Here is an 11938-nt window from a genome sequence, read left to right on the forward strand (position 1 = left end):
CCTAGACGGTCGTGGCCCCGCGTCCCGCTGCGGGTCCCTGAGCCGCGTTCCCGGGCCGTTTGCGAGACCGCGTGCTCTCAGACCCGGCCGCATCCTGGGCAGGGCCGGTTCTCCGCCGCCTCCGCGAGCGGGCGCAGGGTCCCACATCCCTTGTAAGAGCAGCACACGAAGTCGGCGGGAGCCACCGTGATGACCGGTATGCCGTCCACGATGACCGTCGCAGGTGCCTCCGGGATGGGCGCGGGGTGTCGGCGGCGCCAGCCCAGCCGCCGGCTCGACCCGTTTCTGCGTGGCGAGTCGGGCATGTCCTCGTGGGTCACCACGGCCCGTTTACCATTGGACGTCCACCCTTGTTGTTCCCACGGTGTCGAGTTCAGCACACCGGCGTGGCAGGCGCGGTTGCCGGCCCGGATGGTCCCCTTCGTCCGTGGCGTCGCCTGTCGGTTGTCCTGAGCGGATCCGCGCCGGTCGGCCTCGCTCGCGTCTGCACGCCGGTAGCCGTAGGTTCGAAGGGTGCTAGCCGCCGCCGCCGTGTCCCTCCACCCCGATTCTCCACTCGACGGCCTGGCCATCGGGGAGCAGCCCGAACCCGCGCCGCTCGACGGGTGGGTCACCGTCACGGTGCGGGCCGCCTCGCTCAACCATCACGACCTGTTCAGCCTGCGTGGAGTGGGCCTGCCGGCGGATCGGCTCCCGATGATCCTCGGCTGTGACGCCGCCGGGGTGACCCCCGACGGGCAGGAGGTCATCGTCCACAGCGTGATCGGTGATCCGGCAGCGGGCGGGGGGGACGAGACGCTGGACCCGAAGCGGACCCTGTTGTCCGAGCTGTACCCGGGAACCCTTGCCGAGCGGGTCGCCGTGCCGCGGCGCAACCTGATCCCGAAGCCCGCCGGGTTGTCGTGGGAGGAGGCCGCCTGCCTGCCGACCGCCTGGCTCACTGCCTACCGGATGGTCGTCTCCCGGGCGGGGCTGCCCGCCGGGGGCGGCGGCACCGTGCTCATCCAGGGAGCCGGTGGGGGGGTGGCCACCGCGGCGCTGTTGATCGCCAAGGCCGCCGGGCACACCGTCTTCGTGACCTCGCGGGACGAGACCAAGCGGAAGCGGGCGGCCGCCCTCGGCGCCGACGAGGTTCTCGAACCTGGTGCCCGGCTGCCGCGCCGGGTCGACGCGGTCATCGAGACCGTCGGCGCCGCCACCTGGGGTCACTCGGTGAAGGCATTGCGCCCCGGCGGGCGCATCGTGGTCTCGGGCGCCACCAGTGGTCCGAACCCGCCGGCGGACCTCACCCGGATCTTCTTCCTCCAGCTGTCGGTGATCGGTTCCACCATGGGGAGCCGGGACGAGCTGGTCGACCTCGTCGCGTTCGCGGAACGGACCAGGGTGCGGCCGCTGATCCACGAGGTGCGCCCGCTGGCCGATGCCCGGGCCGCCTTCGAGCAGCTGCTCGGCGGTGAGTTCTTCGGCAAGCTGATACTCCGCCCCCCCGCCTAGCCTCTTTGGTGCGATGCGGGGACTCCTGGCTCGGGGCTGGGCGGGCCAGCCAGGTGGCGAGCCGGACCGGCCGCCGCACGCCGGTGGCGCTGCCGGGCACGGCGGCCCGGGAATACCACTGGCGGGGCGGGAACACCACTGGCGGGGCGGGACCCGGTCCTCGGATCGGGCACGCCCCGCCAGCCGCGCGCTCAGTTCTCGAACGCCGCCTCGACCAGGGCCTGCTGCTCGCGCTCGTGCACCTTCGACGACCCCGAGGCCGGGGCCGCGGCGGCGCGCCGGGAGATGCGACGCAGCCGGATGCCGCCGGGCAGGAATTCGGTCAGGTTGAGGGCCATGTGCGGGTAGGCGCCCTGGTTCGCTGGCTCCTCCTGGAGCCAGACGATGTCCGTCACGTTCGGGTAACGCTCCAGGACCTGCGCGAGCTCCGGTCCGGGCGTTGGGTAGAGCTGTTCGACGCGCAGCAGGGCGAACCGCTCGGCGTCATCGTGCTTCCCCCGGGCGGCGGCGAGATCGTAGTAGACCTTGCCGCCCGTGAGCAGTACCCGGCGCACGGCCGACGGGTCCGTCACGGACCCGTCGTCAATCACCGGCTGCCAGCCGCTGCCGGTCAGCTCCGCCACGGTGGACGTCGCGGCCTTCAGCCGCAGCATCGACTTGGGGGTGAAGACCACCAGCGGGCGCCGGACCGGCGAGAGGGCCTGCCGGCGCAGCAGGTGGAAGTAGCTGGCGGGGGACGAGGGTGCGGAGACCGTCATGTTGTTGTCCGCGCACAGCGACAGGAAGCGCTCGATGCGGGCGGAGGAATGGTCGGGACCCTGACCCTCGTAGCCGTGCGGCAGCAGCAGGGTGACTGCCGACCGCTGGCCCCACTTGGCCTCACCGGCGGTGATGAACTCGTCAATGATCGACTGGGCACCGTTGGCGAAGTCGCCGAACTGCGCCTCCCAGAGCACCAGCATGTCCGGCCGGGCGACCGCGTAGCCGTACTCGAAGCCCATCGCCGCGAACTCGCTCAACAGCGAGTCGTAGACGTAGAAGGTGCCGACACCGTCGTTCACGATGGTGCCGTCGAGGCCGTAGCGCAGGGTCCGCAGCGGGGTGTGGTCCGCGGCGCTGTGCCGGTCGACCAGCACGGCGTGCCGCTGGCCGAAGGTGCCCCGCCGGCTGTCCTGACCGGTCAGCCGCACCGAGCGGCCGTCGAGTAGGAGCGTTCCGAAGGCCAAGGTCTCCGCCAGCGCCCAGTCGATCGAGCCGGCCTCCACCATCTGGGCCCGCCGCTCGACCTGGGGACGCAGCCGTGGATGGACGGTGAAGCCCTCCGGCAGGTTGACCTGGGTCTCGATGACCTTCTTCACGGCCTCGTCGGACACGGCGGTGCTCACCGCGGCCGCCGCGGCGGCCTCCTCCGGGGTGGTGATGATGCGTGGCTGCGGCGACGAGCCCACCGGGGTGGTGTCCCGGGTCTGCGCGAAGGCCTTCTCGAGCTCCGCGCGGTAGCTCTTCATCGCTTGCTCGGCCTCCTCGCGGGTGATGTCCCCGCGGCCGATCAGCGCCTCGGTGTAGAGCTTGCGCACCGAACGCTTGCTGGCGATGGTGTCGTACATCAACGGCTGGGTGAACGAGGGCTCGTCCATCTCGTTGTGCCCGCGCCGCCGGTAGCAGACCAGGTCGATGACGACGTCCTTGTGGAACGCCTGGCGGTACTCGAACGCCAGCGCCGCGACCCGGACACACGCCTCCGGGTCGTCCCCGTTCACGTGGAAGATCGGTGCCTGGACCATCCGGGCGACGTCGGTGGCGTACACCGACGACCGGCCGGAGTTCGGCGAGGTGGTGAATCCGACCTGGTTGTTGATGACCAGGTGCACGGTGCCGCCGGTGCGGTATCCGCGCAGCTGGGACAGGTTGAGGGTCTCGGCGACGACCCCCTGACCGGCGAACGCGGCATCGCCGTGGACGAGTACCGGCAAGACGGTGAAACCCGCCGAGCCCTTGTCCAGGATGTCCTGCTTGGCGCGGACGACGCCCTCGGTGACCGGGTCGACCGCCTCGAGGTGCGACGGGTTCGCGACCACCGAGACCGGTACCGTGCGGCCGTCCTGGCCGGTGTAGACGCCCTCGGCGCCGAGGTGGTACTTGACGTCGCCGGAGCCGTGCGCGGTCTGCGGGTCGAGGTAGCCCTCGAACTCGGCGAAGATCTGCCGGTAGGACTTGCCGACGATGTTGGCGAGCACGTTCAGCCGGCCGCGATGGGCCATGCCGATGACGACCTCGTCCATCCCCGCGCCGGCGGCGCGCGAGAGAACTTCGTCGAGGGCGGGGATCGTCGACTCGGCGCCCTCGAGGGAGAACCGGCGCTGGCCGACGTACTTGGTCTGCAAGAAGGATTCGAACGCCTCCGCGGCCCCGAGCCGCTCCAGCACGTGCAGCTGCTCGGCCGGGTCCGGCCGCTCCGCGGCCCGCTCGACCCGGGCCTGGATCCAGGCGCGCTCGTCCGGCTCCTGGATGTGCATGTACTCGATGCCGATCCGACGGCAGTACGAGTCGCGCAGGACCCCCAGGACGTCGCGCAGGGACATCGTCCGGTGCCCGGCGAAGCCGCCGACGGCGAACTCGCGGTCGAGGTCCCACAGGGTCAGCCCGTGGCTGATGATGTCGAGATCGGGATGGCTGCGGATGGCGAACTCGAGCGGGTTCGTGTCCGCCATGAGGTGGCCGCGCACCCGGTAGGCGTGGATCAGTTCCAGCACCCGGGCGTTGTGGTCGAGGTCGCCCTCGTGCACGACCGGCATGTCGGTGACCCAGCGCACGGGCTCGTAGGGCACCCGCAGCGACTGGAAGATCTCGTCGTAGAAGCCGTCCTCGCCGAGGAGCAGCTGGTGCATCCGGCGCAGGTACTCACCCGACTGGGCGCCCTGGATGATGCGGTGGTCGTAGGTGCTGGTCAGTGTGATGATCTTGGAGATCGCGAGCTTCGCCAGGGTGTTCGCCGACGCGCCGGAGAACTCGGCCGGGTACTCCATCGCCCCGACGCCGATGATCGTGCCCTGGCCCTCCATCAGGCGGGGCACCGAGTGCACGGTGCCGATGCCGCCGGGGTTGGTCAGGCTGATGGTGACGCCGGTGAAGTCGTCGGTGGTCAGCTTGTTCGCCCGGGCCCGGCGCACGAGGTCCTCGTAGGCCTGCCAGAACTGGGTGAAGTCCAGCGTCTCGGCCTTCTTGACGGCGGCGACGACGAGCTGGCGGCCCTTCGGGGTCACCAGGTCGATGGCGAGGCCCAGGTTGACGTGCTCAGGCTGGACGATGGCCGGCTTGCCGCCCACCTCCGTGTAGGAGGCGTTCATGACGGGATGCGCGGCCAGCGCCTTGACCATCGCGTAGCCGATGATGTGCGTGAAGGACGCCTTGCCGCCGCTGGAGCGGGCCAGGTGCCGGTTGATCACGATGCGGTTGTCCGCGAGCAGCTTGGCCGGCACCGCCCGCACCGAGGTCGCCGTCGGGACGTGCAGCGAGGTCTCCATGTTGCTGACCACGCGGGCGGCGGCGCCGCGCAGCGGCGTGGCCGCCCCCGGAACCTGCCGGTCGGCGGGTGCCGCCTGCTTCGGGGGCCCGGCGGGCTGCGCCGACGCCGGGACCGGCGCGGTCGCGGCGGCCGGAACAGACGCGGCGGCCGGAACCGACGGGACGGGCGGAACCGACGGGACGGCCTCGCTCGGCTTCACCGGAACAGGCGTAGTGTGGGAGGCCTCACCATCCGGCGAGACCTCTCCGTTAGGGGCCGCCGTGGCGGCCTGCTCGGCTACGCCCGCGGAGGCGGGCGGCGTGCCGGGGTGGTAATCGGAGAGGAACTCGCGCCACTCCGGCGATACGCTCTGCGGATCTTCGAGAAACTGCTGGTAGATCTCGAAGACCAGCCATTCGTTGGGTCCGAAGTCAGGTCCTGACGCAGGTACCGTTGGTGCTGTCACGGGGCCATTCGCCTCTATCCACGGTCTCGCTTCTCGGCCTCCGAAAGGCCCTTCCGCCACCGTCTACCCATCCTACCCGCTCTGGGCATCCTGGTTCGACCTGTCCCCCGATCGGTTACGAGTAGATTGCTCGGCGTGTTCTCCGGGATACGCGGACCGGCGCCGGGAACGGCCGGCAGCTGCAGCCAATCAGGGCGAGAGCGAGATCGTTCGATCGTTCACCGCACGGTGGGGATACTCCCGGGCGGGCCGTCGGTTATGCTCGGTGACGCCGGCCCGCATCATGGCCCCCGGACCCAATAAATGTCGCTTCGAGCGACCTACGCCCGTGAGGCGACCTGGCGGGCCGGCATCTGCCTCTTGATGTTTCTGCTCCTTGGTGCCCTTTCTCCCTTGGTGTCGTTGTCCCTTGGTTTGCCCGGGGTCAGAGTGCGTCCGTCGCGGACTGTCCGTAGTGGTCCCACCCGCCGCTGCCTACGGGATGCTTCCCGTCCACTGTCACCCCCGCGCCGACCGGTCCCGCGCCGCTCAGGACCGAACCGATCATTACGCACCCGGCCGGCGGGGTCACTCCTGGGGGAAGGCAGGCGACCAGCGCGTGATCCTCGCCGCCGTCGAGTACCCAGCGCAACGGGTCCACATCAAGGGCGGCCCCGGCCGACCGCATCGCCTCGTCGATCAGGAAGGCTTCCGGCGCGAGATTGATGGACACCCCCGATGCCACGGCGATGTGGCCGAGATCCGCCACGAGACCGTCCGAGACGTCGCACATGGCGTGCGCGCCCGCGGCGGCGAGCACCGGCCCGAGCGCGTAGGGTGACCGGGGCCGGCGATGCGCCGCGATCAGCTCCTTCCATCGCGGGTCGTCGACCCATCGGGAATCGCCGGCTGCCGAACCCGCCGTGAGTAGGGCCAGCCCCGCCTGGGCCCACCCGAGACGACCAGCGAGCACCACGGCGTCACCGGGCCGGGCGCCCGAGCGCAGGACCGGCGGCCGGCCCTGCAGGTCACCGAGCGCGGTCACCCCGAGCATGATCGAATCCGCGGAGCTGACGTCCCCGCCGGACACGGAGGCACCGGCATACGCGCATTCCTCGGCCATTCCGTCGGCCATCGCCAGGGCCCAGTCGACCGCGAGGTCGCCGGGTGCGGCGAATCCGAGGAACAGGCCGGTGGGCCTCGCCCCCATCGACGCCACGTCGGCGAGGTTCTGCGCGGCGGCCTTGTGCCCGACATCCACCGCGGACGACCAGTCCCGGCGGAAGTGGCGTCCTTCGAGCAGCAGGTCGGTGGTGACGACCACCCGACCGTCCGGGGCGGCCAGCACCGCCGCATCGTCCCCGGGGCCGACCAGCACGTCCCGTCCATGGGAGAAACGCGCCGTCACAGCCTCGATCACGCCGAACTCACCCAGATCGCGCAGCGTTGCGCCCGCCGGGGGTTTCCCGTGACTTCCCACTCGCCATATCCTCCAATACCCTACTGATCTGGATATCTCATCCTCGTCGGAGTCTCCCGACCCCGCCGACCCCCGGACCGACCGACCGACCGGCCGGACCCGGGACTCCCGGCCGGAGGCGGCACCGACGGGTGGACGCGGCCCTGACCGCACCGGGTACCCGGAAACAGCGGAATGACCGTGATCGCAACGTCCGCGTCACCTTCCCGACATATGTCACTGGAAATCTGACGCGCGTGCGAAGCCAGACCTGTCCGCGTGTATGTCGTCCGCGGCCTGCCGTGATCCGTGGGGCCGGTCAGCCGCGCGCCCAGGCGATTCGGCCCAGCGGAGGTCCGCTGACCAGGCATCGGTCCAGGTAGGGCCGGGTGGCGCTGCAGCCTGGCCGAGGAAGGATCGAGGGAAGGCACTACCTGCCCTCCACCCCCGAGACCATCAGATGGGGTGAGCTGCCGAACGCCCTGACCAAGCCGGTTCTCAGTGTCGACTCCGGCGCCACGGTCACCTTCGATACGGTCAGCCAGGAGGGGATCCTCTGCGACCAGGGGCGCGATCCCGACGCCTTCTTCGCCGGTTTCGGGGTCGCGCCGTCGGAGGTGCTGGCCGACGCCCGGGCGATCGCCGCTTCGGGTATCCCGCACCGGTTCGGGGTGGACGGCCCCCACATCGTCACCGGACCGGTGTTCGTCCGGGGCGCGGAACCGGGGAACGTGCTGCGGGTTGAGATGGTCTCGCTGCATCCCCGCGCACGGTATGGGATCGTCTCGACCCGCCATGGCGCGGGCCTGCTCGCCGGGGAGTTCCCCGCGGGGGGGGGCCACCGGACTCGGACGCCGACGCCTGCCATTGGCAACGCTTCCGCACCGTTACCACCTTCTGCGCTGTGGAGCGCCGGCGGGGCCGTCTGTTCGGCGCCCTGACCAGTGTGAACGGCAGCAGGACCCGGTTTCCGTTGGCGCCGTTCCTGGGAATCATGGCGGTCGGCGTGGACACTACGATCGAGATCGTCCCCTCCACTTCGATCGGTCCGCACGGCGGCGCCCTGGACTGCCGGGAACTCGGCGCGGGCGCGCGGCTGTTCCTGCCGGTCCAGGTGAGCGGCGCGTTGTTCGCCGTCGGCGATCCGCATTACGCCCTCGGAGACGGGAAGATCGGTGCCACCGCCCTGGATGGCCCGCTGCGGGCGACGCTGCGGCTGACCGTGCTGCGTGACACGGCGGCCCGGTCGGTTCTCGGCGCGCTGCGGGAACCGTTCATCGAGACCGACACGGCCTGGGTCACCCTGGGGCTCGACGTTGACCTCGCCGAGTCCGTCCGCCGCGCGGCGCGGTCGGCGGTGGTCTTCCTACAGAGCCGGGTCGGGCTCGACCGGACCGAGGCGCTTGCCTACCTGTCCGCCGCAGCCGACTTCGGGGCGTGCCAGCTCGGCACCGGAACCCAGAGCGCGTTCTGCCGCATCCGCCGGGCGGATTTCACCGAACTGCCGACCGTGAAGCCGCGACTGCCGCGACCCGGACTCGTGCGGATCGCCGGCGTGGGCGACTCGGAGACCGAGGACCCGACGGATCCGGGACACGCCGCGGAGAAGACGCCGGAGCAGGCGTCGAGGCATCCCCACGACGATCACGGTCCCGACGTCCTGCCGGCGCCGTTCGAACCGGGCGGGGTGGCCGGGCCGCCGGCCTGACCGACCCGTTCGGCCCGCGGGGAGCGGTCGCCCCCACCGGCGCCCAGGGCCGCGCCCGCGCCTCGCCGGGGGGCAGGGGCCGGATCACGGGCCGGATCACGGGCCGGATCGTGCGGATCGGCGTCCGGCGGTGCGTCGTCGAGGCCCTCCAGATCGGACAGGGCGATGGGCCGCCACCGGTGCAGCGCCTCGTCGGCGCTCGCCCGGACGGTGGAGTGTTCGACGCGGGGGAGGCCGATGGCGGCATCGTCCCGCGGTCGTCGCGCCCCGGTGTTCACGGGCACGATGCCGGCCCTCGCCAGCCGCGGCCACAACGAGGCCAACGCGGCGTCGGTGTCGAGCTCGCACTCGGACTGGCGGACCCGCCAGAACCGCCAGCCCGCCCGGCGCAGCTCGCGCTCCCGGGCGAACTCGTGCGCGATCTCGTCCGGACCGGAGCCGACGTCCCCGTCGCACTCGACGGCGAGCCGGGCCCGACCGCCGGAGACGACCAGGTCGACCCGCCGACCGTTGACCTCCACCTGCGGGGTGACCAGGTAGCCGCGGCCGGCGATCTCCCGGAAGACCCGCTGTTCGAACAGGGATCCGAAGGCCGGATGCGGACGGTTGGCCGGCATCTCGGCGAGCGCCGGGGGCTCCTCGCCGCGGCCGGCGGTCGCCGGGTGCGTCGTGGACAGCACGTAGCTCAGATAGTTGTGCCGCAGATCGCGGGGGTCAAGATCGGTAACCGGTACGGAGTGGAACAGCCAGACCTGGTTGCGGGCCCGGGAGGCCGCGACGTTGAACCGCCGCTGGTACTCCAGTCGGGTCAGCGGGGTGATGCGCGAGTCGGGCGCCACCACCAAGGACAGGAAGACGACGTCGCGCTCGTCGCCCTGGAAGTCGGCGGGGACGCCCACCCGCAGCCGTCGACGCTGGTGCTCGGCGGCGGACATCCGGTCGGCCAGCTGGTCGCGGATCAGCGCCGCCTGCGCGGTGCCCTGCGGGACGACGACGCCGAAGGAGAGCCGGGCGTACCGGGGATCCTCGGCGCAGGAGAGCACCTGCGCGACCAGGGCATCGGCCTCGGCCGGATTGCGTGGACCGAGGCCCGCGTCTGTGGTGAAACCATGGGGAACGAACCGGGCGACCAGCGGCGGCAGCCGGTCGGCGCCGAACTGGCGCAGGGGAAGCAGCGGCGCGTCCCGGTAGAACATGGCCGACGACCACTCGATGATTTCCGGCATGCACCGGAAGTGCTCCCGCAGCCGGATCACCTCGCCGAAGCGGGTCCGCAACAGCGTGAACAGGCTCGACCGGGGGGTGAACCCGACGCGCAGCCACGCCGGCACCTCCGGCAGCAGGGCCGCCAGCCGGTCGAAGACCCGGTCGAGCTCGTCCGTGACCTCCACCGGCGGCGTGCACTGCCGGTCGTCGCCCACGACGATCACCCGTGGGGCGAGCCAGAGCAGGAACAGGCTGTCGAGCCCGGCCTGACTGCCTTCGTCGACGATCACGACGTCGAAGCTGTCGCGCACCGCCGGGATCGTCGACAGCACCTCCCGGATCGGCATGACCCAGGCCGGCACCGCCGTCTGGGCGATCTCCATCGCCTCCCGGGCGGCCTGGCGGAAACGTTCGGCGTGGCGGCCGCCGAAGGTGCCGCTGGCCGCCACCGCGTCGGCATAGGCGCGCAGCGCGGCCGATTGCTCGGCGCCCATCCGTTCGAGGCAGTGTTTCCACGCGCGGGCGCCGGCCAGCTCCGCGGTGGCCGCGGCGACCATGTCCTCCGCCGCGTCCAGCTCGGCGTCCAGATCGACGGGTGGTCCAGCCGGGCCGCCGGGAGCCGCGCCGGCGCCGGCGGCCTTGGCGGTCAGCCAGCTCGCGGCCACCGCCCAGGACCAGGTGGTCGTGAACGCCGCGAGCCTGGCCGGCCAGATCTCCGCTCCATTGGGCCGGGTCGCGCCGGCCGTCGAGACGAGAAGATCGGCGAGGTCGGGATGCGCCGCGCGCAGCCGGCCGAGCAGCTCGTCCCGGCGCAGTGCCACCTCCCGGGCAGCCATGGTGGTGGCGAGCGCGGCCCGGGTCCGCGTGTACGCGGCCACATTGCGGGCCGCCACCGCGCCGGCCAGCTCGGCGACCTCGGACAGCGCGCCCGCCGCGGTGGCAAGCTCGGCGTAGCCCTCCCGCAGTTCCCCCAGCGCCTGCTCGGCGGCGGCGGCGGCTGCCATCGGGCGCAGCGCGGCCATGACGGCCGCGAGATCCCGGACGCGCTCGGCGGAGTCCACCGCCGGTGCCCGGCCGGGCACGATGTCCTCCAGGATCGCCACGACCCGGTCCCGCGCCGTTACGACCGCCTGGATCTCGGTGACGGCCTCCTGCGCCTCAACCAGTCGGGACAGGCGTACCTCGAAGGGATCGGTGGGCCGCGGCGCGATCCCGACCAGGGCCCACCCGGAGGTCGCGGCCTCGACCGCGACCTCCGCCCGGAGCCGGACGAGCACGAGATCGAGCAGCTCCGGGGTGGTCGGCGCGACGCCGTCCACCAGCGTCCGGGTCAGCAGCGCGTCCGCCTCCTTCTGGATCTTCGGCCGGAACCTGCGCCGCAGTTCGCCCCCGGCGTCGAGGTGCTCGCGCAGCGCCTCCCCCCGGGCGAGCAGAGCGGCGGGGTCGAAGCCCGGATCCGCCGGGGAGCCGGCGTCGGCGGCCGAGGCGGAGCCGTCCGGGGACGCGGAGGTCGGAAGGGCGACCGCGTGCAGACCGAGTTCGGTCACGTGCCGTGTCGCTTCGTCGATCATCGGCGTGGCCGCGGCCACCTTCGCCCAGAGGACCCGGTCCCGGCCGGCGAGGGCGTCGTCGAGGGCCGCCGGAACCCAGCGCCGTCTGTGCGACCGCTGCCCGCGCCCGTCGAGCTCCTCGAGCGTGCGGGAGAGCCTGGCGACCGCCTGCTGTAGCGGATCGAGGGAGACCACCGCGGGATCGACGGCGGCGAGCGTGTCGAGGAGACCTCGGGTCGCGGGACGGACGGCCGCGCGGGCAAGGCGGACCGCCTCGTCGGCCGCGCGGGCGGCGGCCACCAGGTCCGCGAACCGCTCGGCGGGTAGGAACCGGCTCATCTCGACCACCGGGCTGGCGGACCGGTCCGGGCCGGCGTCCTGACCAGATCGCATCTGACCGGATCGCAGCAGGGCGTGGAGCTCCAGTGCCTCGGCGCCGGTCAACGGCGGGGGAACCGGCGCAGGCCCGACAGGCCCGGACCCCGTCGTCGTGGTGGCTGCGGTGGTCGCGGTGGTCGCGGTGGCCCGGGGCACGGGCCGCGGCAGCCACCGCGACGCGTCGGCCTCGGCC

7 protein-coding genes are annotated in these 11938 nt (G+C 72.2%); 3 read left to right on the forward strand and 4 right to left on the reverse strand.

Translation table 11 applies throughout. The features are described 5' to 3' along the window. Positions 1-77: 77 nt before the first annotated feature. Positions 78-320 (reverse strand): hypothetical protein, encoded by a 243-nt coding sequence (locus AC08OT_RS06470; RefSeq protein ID WP_462203255.1) that lies wholly within the window; start codon positions 318-320, stop codon positions 78-80. A 193-nt stretch (positions 321-513) separates the two neighbouring features. Here AC08OT_RS06470 and AC08OT_RS06475 point away from each other — a divergent pair, with 193 nt between their 5' ends. Beyond that, positions 514-1494, forward strand: coding sequence for a zinc-binding dehydrogenase (locus AC08OT_RS06475; RefSeq protein WP_476593294.1), 981 nt, complete (start codon positions 514-516; stop codon positions 1492-1494). Between the two features lie 191 nt (positions 1495-1685). Here AC08OT_RS06475 and AC08OT_RS06480 read toward each other — a convergent pair whose 3' ends face one another. After that, positions 1686-5465 carry a multifunctional oxoglutarate decarboxylase/oxoglutarate dehydrogenase thiamine pyrophosphate-binding subunit/dihydrolipoyllysine-residue succinyltransferase subunit gene (locus tag AC08OT_RS06480; protein ID WP_476593295.1) on the reverse strand — a complete coding sequence of 1260 codons (3780 nt, stop codon included), beginning with the start codon at positions 5463-5465 and terminating at the stop codon, positions 1686-1688. A 424-nt stretch (positions 5466-5889) separates the two neighbouring features. Then, positions 5890-6924, reverse strand: coding sequence for a thiamine-phosphate kinase (locus AC08OT_RS06485; protein ID WP_476602630.1), 1035 nt, complete (start codon positions 6922-6924; stop codon positions 5890-5892). A 368-nt stretch (positions 6925-7292) separates the two neighbouring features. Here AC08OT_RS06485 and AC08OT_RS06490 point away from each other — a divergent pair, with 368 nt between their 5' ends. Both AC08OT_RS06490 and AC08OT_RS06495 read left to right on the forward strand, forming a co-directional pair. Then, positions 7293-7844, forward strand: coding sequence for a hypothetical protein (locus AC08OT_RS06490; RefSeq protein ID WP_476593297.1), 552 nt, complete (start codon positions 7293-7295; stop codon positions 7842-7844). A gap of 65 nt (positions 7845-7909) precedes the next feature. Beyond that, positions 7910-8611 (forward strand): acetamidase/formamidase family protein, encoded by a 702-nt coding sequence (locus tag AC08OT_RS06495; RefSeq protein WP_476600524.1) that lies wholly within the window; start codon positions 7910-7912, stop codon positions 8609-8611. Here the strand turns inward: AC08OT_RS06495 and AC08OT_RS06500 are convergent. Next, positions 8548-11938, reverse strand: a 3391-nt coding sequence (locus AC08OT_RS06500) for an AAA domain-containing protein (RefSeq protein WP_476602631.1), incomplete at its 5' end; no start/stop codon positions are given. The two genes, AC08OT_RS06495 and AC08OT_RS06500, sit on opposite strands and share 64 nt — an antisense overlap.

The sequence above is a fragment of the Frankia sp. CgJB1 genome (assembly GCF_977947065.1).